This window comes from Intrasporangium mesophilum (assembly GCF_054783095.1).
Genome location: NZ_BAAGRF010000013.1, coordinates 118,006 through 133,576, shown reverse-complemented (window position 1 = coordinate 133,576; position 15,571 = coordinate 118,006). Strand labels below are relative to the sequence as shown.

11 protein-coding genes are annotated in these 15,571 nt (G+C 69.2%); 5 read left to right on the top strand and 6 right to left on the bottom strand.

Translation table 11 applies throughout. From position 1 onward, the window contains the following. Nucleotides 1-28 precede the first annotated feature (28 nt). On the top strand, nt 29-3,697 hold the full coding sequence (locus ACYVLP_RS12150; RefSeq protein ID WP_460627605.1) for a DUF11 domain-containing protein: 3,669 nt from the start codon (nt 29-31) through the stop codon (nt 3,695-3,697). A gap of 18 nt (nt 3,698-3,715) precedes the next feature. Here ACYVLP_RS12150 and ACYVLP_RS12145 read toward each other — a convergent pair whose 3' ends face one another. Next, the gene (locus ACYVLP_RS12145) at nt 3,716-3,940 is read right to left on the bottom strand and encodes a hypothetical protein (protein ID WP_460627604.1); all 225 of its coding nucleotides are present in this window, start codon (nt 3,938-3,940) and stop codon (nt 3,716-3,718) included. Between the two features lie 395 nt (nt 3,941-4,335). On the opposite strand from ACYVLP_RS12145, the gene ACYVLP_RS12140 reads away from it, so the two are divergent. Continuing rightward, nucleotides 4,336-4,530: a response regulator transcription factor gene (locus tag ACYVLP_RS12140; RefSeq protein ID WP_460627603.1), complete on the top strand. Its 195-nt coding sequence runs from the start codon at nt 4,336-4,338 to the stop codon at nt 4,528-4,530. A 78-nt stretch (nt 4,531-4,608) separates the two neighbouring features. Here ACYVLP_RS12140 and ACYVLP_RS12135 read toward each other — a convergent pair whose 3' ends face one another. Continuing rightward, nucleotides 4,609-5,694 carry a hypothetical protein gene (locus ACYVLP_RS12135; protein ID WP_460627602.1) on the bottom strand — a complete coding sequence of 362 codons (1,086 nt, stop codon included), beginning with the start codon at nt 5,692-5,694 and terminating at the stop codon, nt 4,609-4,611. Between the two features lie 386 nt (nt 5,695-6,080). On the opposite strand from ACYVLP_RS12135, the gene ACYVLP_RS12130 reads away from it, so the two are divergent. After that, entirely contained in the window at nt 6,081-8,471 is a 2,391-nt protein-coding gene (locus ACYVLP_RS12130; protein ID WP_460627783.1) for a LuxR C-terminal-related transcriptional regulator, read from the top strand. A gap of 116 nt (nt 8,472-8,587) precedes the next feature. Here the strand turns inward: ACYVLP_RS12130 and ACYVLP_RS12125 are convergent, their stop codons facing one another. After that, entirely contained in the window at nt 8,588-9,448 is an 861-nt protein-coding gene (locus ACYVLP_RS12125) for an NAD(+)/NADH kinase (RefSeq protein WP_460627601.1), read from the bottom strand. A 227-nt stretch (nt 9,449-9,675) separates the two neighbouring features. Between ACYVLP_RS12125 and ACYVLP_RS12120 the strand changes: the two genes are divergently transcribed. Together ACYVLP_RS12120 and ACYVLP_RS12115 are read left to right on the top strand one after the other, a co-directional pair. Next, nucleotides 9,676-10,581, top strand: coding sequence for a class I SAM-dependent methyltransferase (locus ACYVLP_RS12120; protein ID WP_460627600.1), 906 nt, complete (start codon nt 9,676-9,678; stop codon nt 10,579-10,581). Between the two features lie 104 nt (nt 10,582-10,685). Next, complete coding sequence (locus ACYVLP_RS12115; RefSeq protein WP_460627599.1) at nt 10,686-12,032, top strand: NAD-dependent succinate-semialdehyde dehydrogenase; 1,347 nt, start codon at nt 10,686-10,688, stop codon at nt 12,030-12,032. A 24-nt stretch (nt 12,033-12,056) separates the two neighbouring features. On the opposite strand, the gene ACYVLP_RS12110 is transcribed toward ACYVLP_RS12115, so the two are convergent. From ACYVLP_RS12110 to ACYVLP_RS12100, 3 genes are all read right to left on the bottom strand, one after another. Then, nucleotides 12,057-12,440, bottom strand: coding sequence for a VOC family protein (locus ACYVLP_RS12110; RefSeq protein WP_460627598.1), 384 nt, complete (start codon nt 12,438-12,440; stop codon nt 12,057-12,059). 68 nt (nt 12,441-12,508) lie between these two features. Then, entirely contained in the window at nt 12,509-14,128 is a 1,620-nt protein-coding gene (locus tag ACYVLP_RS12105; protein ID WP_460627597.1) for a S53 family peptidase, read from the bottom strand. Nucleotides 14,129-14,369: 241 nt separating this feature from the next. Continuing rightward, on the bottom strand, nt 14,370-15,431 hold the full coding sequence (locus ACYVLP_RS12100; RefSeq protein ID WP_460627596.1) for a LacI family DNA-binding transcriptional regulator: 1,062 nt from the start codon (nt 15,429-15,431) through the stop codon (nt 14,370-14,372). Between the last annotated feature and the right edge of the window lie 140 nt (nt 15,432-15,571).

Sequence of the window (15,571 nt, the reverse complement as noted above, 5' to 3'; positions counted from 1 at the left end):
AAAGTTCCAATACGGGGAAGGAACAGTCATGACAAACCGTGCCGTGCCACGTGTGCTCGCGGTGACTTTGGTGGCGGCATTGCTGCCCATCACCTCGGCACAGGCCCTCACCAGTAGTCCTGAAGGGACGGTGACGGGCGCTGGCAGACACGCAAGCCCCTTCGTCAGCGCCCCCTTCAAAGCGGGGAAGACGAGCAAGCCACTCAAGGCGATGAGCCACAAGCCGAGCGCCACGCGCACCGACCCGGGGGAAGGCCTGGGTCGCGGACGGATGACCGCAACGACGACGACCAAGGGCCCGAAAGACCCGGCGCTCCAGACCTCCGCCATACCGTCGGGGACGGGGTCGCGGACGAGCGGGGAGGCAGCCCAGGAGCTCACCTCACCGCTCGTGTCCTTCGCCGGGCAGACCAGCCCGTTCTCGCCGCCGGACCCCAACGGGGACGTGGGTCCCAACCATTACGTCCAGACGGTCAACGCCCAGATCCAGATCTGGGACAAGCAGGGCAACTCACTGGCCGGACCGACGAACTTGAACCAGCTGTGGATCAACGGCACGACGGCGGGCACGGGCTTCGACCAGTGCCGCACCCAGAACGCGGGCGACCCGATCGTCCTGTACGACCAGCAGGCCGACCGGTTCATGGTTAGCCAGTTCACCAACCCGAACTCCGCGACGGGGCCGGGCGGCACGTTCCCGATGTGCATCGCCTACTCACAGACCGGTGACCCGACACAGAACTGGTTCCTCTACCAGTTCAACCTGCCGCGGTCCCACGACTACATGAAGTACGGCATCTGGCCGGACGGCCTCTATATGTCGACCTACGAGGGCGGCGCCGTCGGCGCCTACGTGTTTGACCGCGCACAGATGCTGTCCGGCTCGCCGGCGACCTTCCAGTCGTTCTCCGTCCCGGTCGGCGGCGGCGTCGACGGACGCGAGCGGCGCATCGTCCCGGCCGACTGGGACGGCGCGGACCCACCACCGGCGGGAGCGCCGAATCCGTTCGCCATGTCCTTCGACGGCGCCTTCGACGGCGGGAACGATCGCATCGAGATCCGGTCCTTCCACGTCGACTGGGCGACGCCCGCAAACACCACGTTCACCTTGACCGACACGTTGGACACCGCCGCGTTCGACACGGACTTGTCCTGTTCGCCCACGTTCCGCGACTGCATCCCGCAACGCGGGACCACGCAGAAGGTGGACGGCATCACGAACCGCCTGATGGCGCGGCTGCAGTACCGCAACTTCGCCGACCACCAGTCGATGGTGATCAACCAGACGGTCGACGCGGACGGCAACAACCGGGCCGGCGTGCGGTGGTACGAGCTGCGGAACACCGGCTCCGGCTGGTCGATCTTCCAGCAGGGCACCTACGCCCCGGTCGACGGCGTGCACCGCTGGATGGCGGCAGCAGCCATGGACGGCCGAGGCGACATCGCCCTCGGATACTCGGCCTCGGACGGGACGAACACCTTCCCGTCCCTGCGCTACACAGCCCGCAACGTCAACGACGCCGCCGGGTCGATGCCGCAGGGCGAACAGACCCTCACCTCGGGCACGACGTCCCAGACCGGTTCCAACCGGTGGGGCGACTACTCGGGCTTGGTCGTCGACCCGGTCGACGACTGCACCTTCTGGCTCACCGGCATGCACGACAACGGCCTGACCACCATCGGCTCGTTCCGGCTCCCGTCATGCCTGCAGAGCGACCTGCGAATCACCAAGGCCGACGCACCCGATCCGGTCATCGCCGGGCAGGACCTCACCTACACCCTGACCGTCACCAACGACGGACCGGCAACCGCCCAGAACGTCAGCGTCACCGACGTCCTGCCCGCCGGAACGACGCTCGTGAGCGCCCCCGGATGCACGAACGCCGCCGGCACGCTGACCTGCGCCGTGGGCACGGTGCTGTCGGCGCAGAGCGTGGTCATCGCCATCCAGATCCACCTGCCGTCGGGGTTCCTCGGCAACGCGGCGTCCGGGCTGATCACCAACACGGCCTCGGTCGCTGCGGCGAACCAGGCCGACCCGACGCCGGGCAACAACACGGCAACCGCCACGACGACGGTCGTCGCCCGAGCGGACCTGGCCGTCACGAAGGTGTGCAAACCGGACGGGTCGGCGCCGGCTGGGACGACCGCGTTCTGCGACATCCACGTCGACAACCTCGGGCCGTCCGACGCGGTGGGCGTCACGCTCACCGACGTACTCACGTCGGCGACTCCGTTCACGGTCACGGGAGTGACGGTCACGCCTTCCGGAACGTGCCTCCCGACCTCGGGTGGGCCTGCGACGTCCTTCACGACGACGTGCGACCTCGGGGTCGAGCCCTCGGGCGGGCGCACGACGATCCGGGTATCGGTCACGGCATCCGACGTCGCCGAGGTCAACGACGTCGCTACGGTGACAAGCGCCACGCCGGACCCGAACACGGCCAACAACCAGGCCACCGGCAGGCTGGTCTTTACCGGTTCGGCCGACCTTGCCGTGACCAAGACCGGTCCCGCCTCGGTCGTAGCCGGCATGCCCATCCAGTACGTCCTCACGGTGACGAACAACGGTCCCTCACAAGCGGTTTCGGCCGTCGTCACCGACCGTCTGCCCGCCGTGGTCACCTTCGTGTCTGTGTCGCCCAGCGTCGGGACGTGCACCTTCGGCCAGCCGACCGCACACGACCTGACCTGCAACCTGGGCAACCTGGCTGCCGGCGCGGTCGTCACGGTGACGGTCAACGGCACCGTCGCCCCGGATGTGGCCCCGGGCACGATCATCGTCAACGAGGCGGTCGTCTCCAGCGCCACGGCAGACCCGAACAACGCCGACAACCGGGTCAGCGTCCCGACGAACGTCACAGCGCAGGCCGACTTGCGGGTGACCAAGGCCGACTCGCCCGACCCGGTGCTGGCCGGCAACCTCCTGACGTGGACCATCACGGCCACCAACGGTGGTCCCTCGACGGCGACCTCGGTCCTGCTCACCGACACCCTGCCGGCGGGCGTGACCTTCGTCGCAGGAGTCAACAACAACGGCCAGACCGTGTGCACCCTCGTCCAGACGGGCACCGTCGAGTGCGCCGCAGGCACCCTGCAACCCGGCCAGACAGCGGTCGTGCAGCTCACGGTCCGGGTCGCCGCGTCCGTCCCGCAGGGGACGGTACTTCACAACTCCGTCACGGTGAGCTCCGCAACGCCGGATCCGGCGCCGGGCAACAACACCGCGACCCAGGACACCACCGTCAACACGCAGGCCGACGTGTGGCTCGACAAGCAGGCCACCAAGCGGTCCGGAAACCCGTCGCCGACGTTGGTCTACACCCTCGTCGTGCACAACGACACCGGATGTGAGACCGATGCCCAGTCGACGCAGACCCCCACCTGTGGCACGGGTGGGCCGTCCGACGCACGCAACATCGTCGTCACCGACGCCCTGCCGCTGACGAACAAGAAGCTCGTCGTGCAGTTCGTCTCACCGCAGTGCGTCTACACCAGCTCGACGCACACAGTGCGCTGCACCTCAGCCAACGTGCCCGCCGGCGCCACGGTGACGTTCGTCATCGAGGCACAGGTGTCCGGCAGCGTCGGCACCGTCCTCAACACCGCATCGGTGACCAGCTCGACCCCGGACCCGGTGACGGCGAACAACACCAACGCCGCCTCCATCGTCATGAAGGGAGGCACCGGCAAGTAGACCCCCACCCGAATCGCCTTACTGCATGGACGATTCATAGAGCAGGGTGACCGTCGGCACCGGACCGGAGCCGACGGTCACCTGCGTCGGCCGCGGCGTCACGCGCGGTGGGGCCGCCGGCGACGCCGTGAGCGTCACCGTGCCGGTAGGCAGATCGAGAACGGCGCGGCCGGACGAGTCCGTATGCCGCCTGGCCACGACCGTGCCGCCCTGCGCGGTCGCGACGACCTCGACGCCGGCCACCGGCTCATCCGCGCAGCCGGGGGCGGTGGGCTGAGGGGTCCGCGGCTGGGGGCCGCATACCGGGCGGTAGACAGCAACCACCTCCACCGGTGACAGGGAGGAGGCGAAACCACCGCCTCCGCCGGCTCCAGTGCCGGAACTGCCGGCATTCGAGCTGGAGCCGGTGCCACTCGGGCCCTGCACCGGGTCATCGGGCGCCGAACAGCAGGCGAGCGCCACCGAGCTCATCACCACGCACGCCAGGAGTGACCGCATACCTGATTCTGCGCCTGATCCGGGCGCCGCTCACCCCGATCCTCGGCCACCGCGCATCCGCTTGGCGCGGGCCTGTCACTGCCCAGTGGCCAACCTCACGGTGCTGTTCAGCGACATCGAGGGCTCGATCTCGATGCTCCATGCGCGGGGCCGGGCTCGTCGCCGACGGGCTGAGCAATCGCCAGATCGCCCAGGAGCTCGTCATCTCCGAACGCACCGTCCACGGCCACATCCGCAACATCCTGACCAACCTCGACGCCACCTCCCGCGCCAAGATCGCCAGCTGGTACGTCCAACAGACAGAAGCCGGTGCCGGACAGAACGCAAACGCCTGAGCGCCGAGGGCTTCTGAAAGCCGGGATGTCGTGCCTAGGGCTCGTTTCTCCTCGAGAGCTGGCCGCCCTGGTTGCGGCTCAGCAGGTGTAGGTGAGCGTTACGGAGCCAGGCGCGCCCTGGCCACCGTTGGGGTTGTTGGCAGTCACCCCTGAGGTGGCCGTGACGCTGGGGTCGGCGAAACTCGAACCGCCACCGCCGCTGCCTGCGGCGGTAACGAAGGGGTGTCCGTTGCTGTCGAGCGTGGTCCAGTAGAAGAGGCTCCCTCCGGCGCCGCCGGCATACCCACCGCCGCCACCGCCACCACCGGCGGCGAGGAAGTTTCCGAATGGATCGGGGGAGAACGGTATGGCTCCTGCGCCGCCGTTGCCGCCGCTCGTGGTGTGATTGCCACCCGCGGTGCCCGTTCTGGTGCCCGTCCCGGTGGTGCCCGGCTGCACCGTGGCAGTGGACGGCGTACCGCCACTGGCGCCACTGGCGCCGCCCGCAGACCCGGTGACCCCTTCGTTCGTTTGGGGGCCGGGAATATTCGGCTGGTACCAGCCGGTGAGGCTTCGGCCCGACAGCGCCGCACCGCCGACCGGTCCTGCGTTGGAGACACTCGCCGCCCCGTCCGGAGTGATACCGGTCTTCCAGGTCGACGGGTTGACGTTTCCGCTGGCGTTGCTGGGCCACGTGCCGCCGCCGCCACCGGCCACGACGAGAGGGGTGCCGGTCAGGGTGTTGCCGACGAGGATCGCGCTGCCACCCCCGCCCCCACCGGCACTGGCGCCGGTTTGCCAGTTTTGGATGGTCGTGTTGCCGCCGTTGCCGTACCCCGTCCCGCCGTCCAGGGTCGTTGACGTGCCGCCGGGGAACTGATCGCCCCCTTGCCCGCCACCACCCGCGATCAGGGTCAACACGGAGGGCCCGCCCAGAGCGGGCCCGTTGAAGGTCCCCGTGATCGACGCGCCCTGGCCGTTCACACTGTGCCACCCGCCACCGCCGCCGCCGACGACCGTGTACGTGACCGTCCTGACGTTCGCCGGGACGGTGATGCCGACCATACTGGCCAGGGGTCCGCCGTTGACGTTCACGGACGTGGCCGTGACCGACGTGCCCGGTGTGCTGCAGGTGGCCGCCTGGGCCGTCGGGGCCAGCACGATCGCGGGAACGGACCACGCCACTGACGCCGCGATGGTCCGCCGCGAGATCTTCGGCGCCCGGCCCCGTGCACCACCTGGCTCAGACGGGGGCGCGACTTCCGGATTCGACTGCTCGGACATGATCCTCCAACTCAACCTGGCAACTCAAAGCGTGACGACCGAACAAGGGCACACCGGCTAACCCACCGGCCCCTCACCAAGAAAGACGCAGCAGACCCACGACTGTGACGACCACACCGACAGCCCCCGCCGTGTTCCAGCCCCGTGACCACCCCCGTGACGAGGCCCGTGACCAGCCCCGTGACCAGCCATCGGACGGCCCCTCGGAACATTTCGCCCATTTGGGCCTGCGTTGGTTGTATTGGGTCGGGATTCGCTGTCGGGCCTGTCACGATTGTCCGGTGGGCATGGGCTCCGCGTTCGGGACCCGGTTCGTCGGTAGGGAGCGAGAGCTCGGGGACCTTCGCGACCTCCTGGCGGTCAACCGGGTGGTCACGCTGGCCGGTTTCGGCGGTGTCGGAAAGACCCGGCTGGCCGCGAGGGTGGCCGACGAGATCGGCCCGGGGCTCGCCGACGGCGCCTGTCACGTGGCCTTGGCGGACCTGACGGATCCTGCACTGCTCGGCCACACCGTCGCAGGCGCCTTGGGGCTGCAGGTGTCTGGCACGGAATGGAACGCGGCGGTGCTGACCGACTTCCTGCGCGACCGTCAGGTGCTGCTGTGGCTGGACAACTGTGAGCATCTGGTCGCGTCGGTGGCGCCGCTCGTCGCAGACCTGATGCGTGAGTGCCCGGGTGTCGCCGTCATCGGCACCAGCCGTATGCCGTTGGGGCTTGCGGGCGAGGTGGTGTACGACGTGCCCCCTATGCAGGTGCCGCCGCTGGGGCACCCGGGCGCCCACGGGTGGTCTCTCGAGGACCTGATGGCGTTCGATGCGGTGGCCCTGTTCGTGGACCGGGCCCGCCTGGCCTCGGAATCGTTCCGTCTGGTCCCGGACAACGCGCCGGCCGTGGCCGAGCTGGTCGGGGAGATGGACGGCATACCGTTGGCGGTCGAGCTGGCAGCCGCCCGGATCCGGAGCGCGGCGCCGCAGGTGATGGTGCGGCGCATGCACGAGCTGAGGCTGGCGGACGGCAGGCTGGTCGGCGCTCCGGCACGGCACCAGTCGATGGCGGCGTCGATGGAGTGGAGCTACCGGTTCTGCACGCCCGAGGAGCAGGCGGTGTGGCGGTGCCTCAGCGTGTTCGTCGGCGGGTTCGACATCGACGCCGCCGAGGTCGTCTGCGCGGCCGGGACGATCACCTCGGCGGACGTCCTCGGGCTGCTCTTGTCGCTGGCGGACAAGTCGTTGATCTTCGCGGACCCCGACGTGCCGGGTCGCTACCGGATGCTCGAGCCGATGCGCCAGTACGGCGCACGGCAGGCGAATGACGCCGATGACCTGGCGACCTCGCGGGATGCACACCTGGCGTGGTCCGAGTCATTGACGGCGGAGATGGTCGCCCACTGGTCCGGACCCGACCAGCCCCGATGGATGGCCCGGCTGCGCCGCGAACACGCCAACCTGCGGGCCGCGCTGGAGCATGCCGTGTCCGACCCGGCCACATCGCCGGTCGCGCTTCGGATGTGTCGGGACCTCGAACCGTTCTGGACCACTGAGGGCGCCTTTGACGAGGCTCGGCACTGGGCCGATCTCGCGCTGGCGCAGCCCACCGGCAGCCCGGCCGAGCGCGCCCGGACAGCGTCCATGGCTGGGTGGCTGTCCGCGCCACAGCTCGACCTGGAGTACTCACGAGCCAGGCTCGCAGAGGCCGCAGGCCTCATCGCCATCGTGGATGAGCGCGCGGACGGCGACCGGCACACCCACCGCAGTACTGACGGGTGGGCGCCAGAGTGCCTTGTCGGGACCGACCATCTTTTCGGGTTGGGCACTCTCGCGCTCTACAGCGGGGCGCCCGGCGAGGCTGGCGACTACTACACAGCGGTGGTGACCGAGCTCGACCGGACCGGACACGCCGATGGGTACGGTTACTTGCAGGCCATGCTGGTGATCGGCTTCGCGCGCCTGGCGGCCGGTGACCTCGCCGAGACGACAAAGGTATGCCACCAGACGCTGGCGCTGAGCGAGACCCGCGGTGAGCTGGTCAACCGCGCGACGAGCGAGTGGGTCCTGGGTCTGGGTGACCTCAACGCTGGGGACCTCGCCACAGCCGAGCACCACGAGCTCCAGGCTCTGCGATGTGCCCGGGAGCTCGACGACCGCTTCCAGACGGCGCAGTCCACCGAGAGTCTCGGCTGGGTTCAGGCAGCGCTGGGTCGTGGGGTCGCCGCGGCGACGCTGCTCGGTGCCGCCGACGGCTTGTGGCGCTTCATCCACATGCCTCCCGACGCGACACCCTTCGCCGCGTACCGGGCTGCCGCCGTCGCCCAGGCCACCGCAGCCGCCGGTCCCGAGGCGTATGCCGCCGCGTTCGCCCGCGGACTGGCCATGGACGCGTCCGCCGCGGCGGCGTTCGGTGAGCAGGCCGTCGCAGCCGGGCAGGGCGCCGCGGCCGCCCCGACCCCCGACGGTGCGGCATACGACCCGCTCACTCCGCGTGAGGCCGACGTTGCGGGGCTTGTTGCCGACGGGCTGAGCAACCGCCAGATCGCCGAGAAGCTGGTCATCTCCGAACGCACCGTCCACGGCCACATCCGCAACATCCTGACCAAGCTCGACGCCACGTCACGCGCCAAGATCGCCAGCTGGTATGTCCAGCAGGCAAGAGGCGGTGCTGCACCGAATGCAAACACCTAGCCCCAGCCGCACAGCTGATTGATTCCCGCCCTGGGGGGTTGCCCGGCCGGTCTTGAGCTCGATGACCACCACCCGGCCTGGCCGAGATCCCGCACGCACGGGCAGAAGGCGCAGGCTCAGTCGACTTCGGCGCTGCCTTCGACGCGCAGCTTGCGCCTGGCCCGCTCATAGAACGTCGTCCGGCCGAGACGCACGACCCGGGCCGCGGAACGCGCAGAGGCGATCGGGAGCGTGTCACCGGCGGAAACGTGCCCGGCCACGATCCCGTCGACCTCTACCGCCAGGGGGCCGCTCACCGGGAGGACCCGCAAGGTGAGCTCCTCGTCCGGGGAGAGCATCAGCGCGCGGTTGAACGACGAGTGCGCCGCAGCCGCGGCCACAAGGACGCCCTGCACGTTCGGCGACACGATCGGCCCTCCCGCCGAGAAGCTGTATGCGGTGGAGCCGGTCGGTGTCGAGACGATGACGGCGTCCGCCGCATACCGCACGAACGGGCAGCCCTGCACGGAGATCTCGACAGCGGCGAGGCGGTGCCCGGGCACTCGCACGACGGCGATGTCGTTGAATGCCCGCACAGCGGTCCCGTCCGGCAAGGTTGTACTGACCGCCGCGCGGTCCTCCACCGTGAACCGGTCCGCATCTATGGCCGACAGCGCGGCCTGCAGCTCGGCCACATCGACCTCCGCGAGAAAGCCGAGCCGGCCGAGGTTGACCCCGAGGACCGGCGTGGCCCGACGGTCGAGCAACCGCATGGCGCGAAGCATCGTGCCGTCTCCGCCGAGACTGACCAGCAGCGACGCGCGCTCGACCAGCTCGGCCGGATCCACCCCCACGGCCCGGCACTCGATGCGGCCGATCTCGTCGCGGAGTCCGAGCACAGTGACCCGATCGCTCGCCCAGCCGCAGATCGTGTCCACCGCCGACCTGGCGTCCCGGTCCGGATGTAGCACCAGTCCGACCGTGTGAACCATGCCCATCACGTCAATGTACGGGGAGACCTGGCGGTGCGCTGCGGTCGGCAGCGCGATCCGGTGAGTGCCTCACGCTGCGGCGGCGATCAAGGCCGTCACGTGCAGCCCGCCCAACCGTCTCCTAAGCAGGGAGCTGGGCGGCGGGCCCATCGAAGTACATCGACCGCCACGAGAGAGCCCGGGATCGGTGGTCCGCGTTGGAGCGGGCTTGGGAAGACAAGGGAGTGCGGACAATGGCAGGGTTGCAGGCTAGCCGGACGGCGGTATGGGTGTGCCAGGGCCGGGCGGTGGCGCACGGGCGTCTGGCGCCGGGGCGGTTCAGTGATCCGGTGGCCCAACGGTTGCTGCGCCCCGATGAGCAGGCCGATGTCGACCTGGCCCTGGGCCCGGTGCCGGATGGCCCGGAACGCCGGGTCTACGACCTGCTCTGGTCGACCGCGGCGGTCTTCGCAACCAGGACGGTCGCGATCGACGACGCGTTGGGCCCCAGACCCGGGACCCAGGTCGTCGTCCTCGGGGCAGGTCTTGATGGCAGGGCGTGGCGCATGCCGCAGCTGGCGGACACGACCGTCTTCGAAGTCGACCAGCCGGCCTCCCAGGCGGACAAGAAGGCCCGCACGGACGGACTTGCCTCTGCTGCCAAGGGCGTGGTGTTCGTCCCGGTGGAGCTCGGCAAAGACAGGCTGCTCCATTCGCTTGTCCGAGCAGGCTACGACCCGAGAACCCCGACCACCTGGATCCTGGAGGGTGTGCTGGACTACTTGACCGGGGCCCAGGTCCACGCCACTCTCACCGGCATCTGTGGTGCCTCGGCCCCCGGGTCTCGGCTCGTGGCCACGTACACGGTCTGCAGCGACGCCAGCGGCAACCACCCGCTCGACATGCAGAGTCTTGAGGCCCTGTTCACAGCTGCGGGCAGGCCCAACCTGTTCGAGCACGAACCGATGATCTCCGCATGGACTCCGGAACAGATGCACACCTTGCTCGCCACGCACGCACTCTCCGTTGTCAACGACATCGAACATCTCGCCCTCGCCCGTGAGCTCGGCCTGGACACCCAGTTCTCCGACATGCAGAAACTGGCCCGGGTCGTCGTTGCCACCATCGGGTCCGCGTCACCGGGACCACCGAGCGGGTGAGCGTGGATCGGATCGCCACCGACGCCTAGGTCCCAGCTGTTGACGGGTGAGAGCTCTATGGAGCAGCGTGAAGCTCGCGATCATCGGCAGACAAGGAGATCCACGTGAGCCTCTATGCGGTCACCGACCCGGCTACGGGCGAGGTCCTCCAGCAGTTTCCAACCGCGACGGATGCTGACATCGAGGCGGCCATCGCCGCCGCGGCGACCGCCAGCCAGGGTTGGGCCCGAACGACGACGGTCGCCGAGCGTGCCGCCCTGGTGAGGCGGGTCGCCGAGCTGCACAGCGAGCGCAAGGACGAGCTCGGCGCCATCATCGTGCGCGAGATGGGCAAGCCGCTCGGGGACGCGGTCGGCGAGGTGGAGTTCAGTGCAGCGATCTACGAGTACTACGCAGACAACGCTGAGAAGCTGCTCGCGGACGAGCCGATCGAGCTGCTCCAGGGCGAGGGCTCGGCGCTGATCCGCCGGTCGCCGTACGGCGTCCTCCTCGGGATCATGCCCTGGAACTTCCCGTACTACCAGGTCGCCCGGTTCGCCGGTCCGAACCTGTGCATCGGCAACACGATCATCCTCAAGCACGCGCCCCAGTGCCCTGAGTCCGCCGCCGCGATCATGCAGGTCTTCGACGACGCGGGCTTCCCGCCGGGCGCCTACGTCAACGTATACGCCACCAACGAGCAGGTTGCCACGATCATCGAGGACCCGCGCGTGCACGGCGTCTCGCTGACCGGCTCGGAGCGGGCGGGTGCGGCCGTCGCCGAGATCGCGGGGCGCAACCTCAAGAAGGTCGTCCTCGAGCTGGGCGGCTCCGACCCGTTCATCCTGCTCTCGACCGACGACCTCGACGCGACCGTCGAGGCCGCCGTCAGCGCCCGCCTCGACAACACCGGCCAGGCCTGCAACGCGGCCAAGCGGTTCATCGTCACCGAGGACCTCTACGACCCGTTCGTCGAGAAGTTCACCGCGGCAGTCAAGGCCGGCGCAGAGGGCATCAGCCCGCTGTCCTCGGTCGCTGCCGCCGACCGGCTCCAGCAGCAGGTCGACGCCGCCGTCGGGCAGGGCGCCCGCCTCGAGTCCGCGGGCGAGCGCAACGGCGCGTTCTTCCCGACCGGCGTTCTCACCGGTGTCACCCCGGACAACGACGTCTACCGTCAGGAGCTCTTCGGCCCTGTCGCCATGGTCTTCAAGGCCGCCACGGAGGATGAGGCGGTGCAGATCGCCAACGACATCCCGTTCGGTCTCGGCTCCTACCTCTTCACCACGGACCAGAAGCAGGCCGAGCGCGTCGCCGACAAGATCGAGGCCGGCATGGTCTTCGTCAACGGTGTCCTGCTCGACGGGGCGGAGCTGCCCTTCGGCGGCATCAAGCGCTCCGGCTTCGGCCGCGAGCTGGGTCGCTACGGCATCGACGAGTTCGTCAACAAGAAGCTCATCCGCGTCCTGAAGTAGCGCGCCCGTCGCGGGCGCCGCGTCTCAGTCGCGCGGCGGGCAGAGGCAGAACGGGTGCCCGTCGGGGTCGATCATGACCCGCCACGTCGCGCCCTCCGGCTGCTCGGGCGCCACCGTTGCACCGAGCGCCCGGGCGTGCTCCATCGCAGCATCGAGGTCCGAGACCCGGAAGTCGAGGTGGAACTGTTGCGGATGGGTCTGGCTCGGCCACTCGGGCCTCGAGTAGTCCGCGACCGTCTGGAAGTTGAGGGCCGAGCCGAGCACGGACGCCGAGGCGTAGCCGTATTCGGGATAGTCGCCGGTGACATCGCCGCCGGTGAGGTCGGAGTAGAAGCGGGCCAGCGCGCTCGCGTCAGGGGTGTCGATCGTGAACGCGAGCAGCTCGGTGATCGCAGAGGAAGAAGTCATGAGGGACAGGATCGCACCGGCCACCGACACTGGTCCTCAGCAAGTCACTGCGGAGGAGCCCACCCCCTTCAGGTGAGCTTGGCTATCAGGTTGCCCACGTGAGGTGACCCGAGGCCCGTGACCCGGTCGTAGCCGGCGGACGCCTGGTACGCGCCGTTGGAACCTGAGGTGACGTCACGGAAGCAGTTCGTCCCGGAGAGCGGGTAGAGCAGCGGCGCCAGATAGCCGTGCGCAGGCTTGCCGGCCGCGACTCGCGACTCGTTGAGCAGCGCGCAGATGCCCGCCCAGACCGGGGCGCTCCAGCTCGTGCCGCCGATCTGGTTGTCCTTGCCGTGCAGGATGACGAGCGCGCCGGTGTTTGGGTCCGCAGCCGCGCTGACGTCGGGGACGAGGCGCTTGTTGCCAGTGGGGACGCCCGGTCCGGTCTGCCATGGTGGGCGACCGAAGAACGCACTCACGCCGCCTCCGCTGCCGGCCCAGGCGGTCTCGCTCGTGACGGCGCCTGCGGAGTCCAGGTCGAGCGTCGTGCCGCCGACGCCGATGACCACGGGGTCAGAGGCCTCGTACTCGACCTGGAGCGGACCGCTCGAGCTGTGCCCTGACCCGTCCGGGTTGGACCCGGCATCGCCGCTGGAGACGAAGACGTTGACCCCGGCCGCTGCGAGCTTGAGGAACTTCTGATGCTGGGCGGCCACCTCGCCACCAGGGCCGCCGAGGAAGGTCTCGCCGAGCCCCAGGCTGATCGAGAGCTGACGCATGCCCGGATAGCGCGGTAGGTCGGCGATGATCCGGTCGAGGGCCCGGTCAAGGTCGACGAAGCGCAGCGACCCCGACGCATACACTCTGATCTTCGCGTCTGGCGCAATGCCGCTGGACCACTCGACGTCGAGAGTCTCCTCGCCTTCGGCGGGCGGCAGGGTGGTGCCCCCCACGTTGATCCGCTTCACCCGCTTCGTGCTGGCGGACGTGCCGGTCATGCCGTTGCGAGCCCAGAACGCCTTGAGATCCTTGCCCGATGGCACGGTGTCGATGAGGATCGCGATGATCTGGCCGGCACCGGTCACAGCAAGATCCTGGGCGCCGTAGGCACTGCGCAGGTCGTCCACGAGATAGGGCGGGGTCCCTGTGGCCGCAGCTGCGGCGGCCGCCATCATCTCGCGCGATCCCGTGGCGGCGGGTGGTGCGACGTACTTGCGAAAGTGCTTGTTCAGCTGCCGGTAGGGCTGAAGGCCGAGGATGGCCTGCACGCCCTCACCGACATCGGAGGGAAGGCTGGGCGCTGTGCGCGCCGCAGAGTAGGTCACGCCGTCCTGGGTGACCTTGGCGATCTCGACCTGCAGCTGCTCAGCGATGTTCGAGACTGTCGATCTCGCATACACCGAGGTTCCGTCTGCAGAAGGCTTGTCAACCGAAAAGCCATGAGCCTCAAGCCAACTCGTCAGCTTCGTGCGAGCCGCGTCCGGGGCCGTCGCCGCAGCGATCTCTTCGGGCGTGGCGACCTCGCCGGCCGCCACCTTGCTCTCGAGCGCTGCTGTGGCTTCAGGGTCCGGTGCGAGCGTGAACAGCACCTCCATGGTGTCATCGAGCTGTCGCTGAGTGGCAGCCTGAACGATCGCGCCATGCGAGGCGAGGCCGTCGGGCTGGGGCAGTGGAACGACACTGTCGGAGAAGATCTTGCGGGCAGCCATGCCCTCACCACCTTTGGATGGCCACGGGCGCTGCGGGCCTGAACACCTGATCACACATGTCGGCCCCGACCCATGGGATGCGAACAATTTGGACGAACCTTGATTGTTCGGCGACCTCTCCACGGTCGCACGGATCGCAGCTCCCGACGTGCCGAACGGCCAGAACGAGGTTCAGGGGCTGAAGGCCAAGCTTGGCGTGCTCCGCGCGACGTGTGGTGGTCGCCCGGGGTGTGTGATGCCCTCAGTGGCGGGTCGGCCCGGGCGCACGCCCCTCGGGATGAGCGGACCCGAATGCCGGACCGCTCGTCCCACGCACCATGATGCGGCCGTGGTCCGGTACTGGCGGTTCAGGGCGATCGACCCCGTCGATGCGGGTCAGCAGCCGGGTCACCGCCTGCCAGGCCAGGGCCTCCGGCTGAAGGTCGACAGCCGAGATCGGAGGCGTCCCGGCCCGGACGGCTTCGGCATCGGAGCCGCACACCAGCGGGACGTGCGACAGGCCGCGCTCGACGAGCACCTGCTGGACCCCGACCGCGTGCTCCGGGATGAGGACGTAGACGCCGTCGAGACGCGGGTCCACGTCGAGCGCCTCCGTGATCGCTTCTCGCCCTCCTTCGACGTCCGAGAGCTCGGGTCGGCGCACGACGACCGCCTCGAGACCACGCTCTCGAACCCATGAGCAGTAGCGGGTCTCGGTGTCGATGTTCCAGGCGTTCTGATCGGTGCCGACCACTGTCGCGATGCGGGACGCGCCCGACTCGACCAGGTGCTCGAGCACGCGGTCGGTGATGAGATCGGTTGCGATGTCCACCACGGTGTCGGGCTCGTCGAGACGCGGGTCGCGTCCGACAGAAAGATACGGAATGCCGTGGCGGGCAAGGGTTTTCAGCAAAGGGTCGTCGGCGACTGGCTCAGTGACCAGGAAGCCGTCGCAGGCGAATGCCGCCCCCGGCGACTCGTCGCCAGAAGGGTCCGAGACGAACATCAGCGCGTACCCCTGGTCGAAAGCCGCAAGCGCCGCGGCACCGGCGAAGCGCAGGAAGTAGTCGATGCCCAGGACGGCGTGGGCCTCCAGCTCCGTGAGGGATCGTTCGACGAGGGCGATGACGCCGAGCCGGCTGCTGCGCAGTCCCCGCGCCAGGGCATCAGGCCGGTACCCCAGCTCGGTGGCGGCCGCGCGCACGCGCTGCTGTGTCGTGGTCGCCACCACGCCGTGCCCGGTGAACGTGTGCGAGACCGTCGTCGCCGACACGCCTGCGCGCCGTGCCACGTCGTGGATCGTCACATGCCGCCTGCGGGTCACGCCTCGACGCTAGCCGCGAGACCACCCGTTGTCCAAATCGATTTGGGTCCCTACGCTCCGACTCGCCCGGCAACCGAAAGCACCCGCACCCGACAGCACCCGCACCCGACAGCACCCGGCATCAGAGCCGCCACCGACGC

Bases quoted from the DNA above. Each gene is read 5' to 3' on its own strand.
- ACYVLP_RS12140 (WP_460627603.1), top strand. From the start codon at position 4,336: ATGCGCGGGGCCGGGCTCGTCGCCGACGGGCTGAGCAATCGCCAGATC.
- ACYVLP_RS12105 (WP_460627597.1), bottom strand. From the start codon at position 14,128: ATGGCTGCCCGCAAGATCTTCTCCGACAGTGTCGTTCCACTGCCCCAG.
- ACYVLP_RS12110 (WP_460627598.1), bottom strand. From the start codon at position 12,440: ATGACTTCTTCCTCTGCGATCACCGAGCTGCTCGCGTTCACGATCGAC.
- ACYVLP_RS12130 (WP_460627783.1), top strand. From the start codon at position 6,081: ATGGGCTCCGCGTTCGGGACCCGGTTCGTCGGTAGGGAGCGAGAGCTC.
- ACYVLP_RS12150 (WP_460627605.1), top strand. From the start codon at position 29: ATGACAAACCGTGCCGTGCCACGTGTGCTCGCGGTGACTTTGGTGGCG.
- ACYVLP_RS12120 (WP_460627600.1), top strand. From the start codon at position 9,676: ATGGCAGGGTTGCAGGCTAGCCGGACGGCGGTATGGGTGTGCCAGGGC.
- ACYVLP_RS12125 (WP_460627601.1), bottom strand. From the start codon at position 9,448: ATGGGCATGGTTCACACGGTCGGACTGGTGCTACATCCGGACCGGGAC.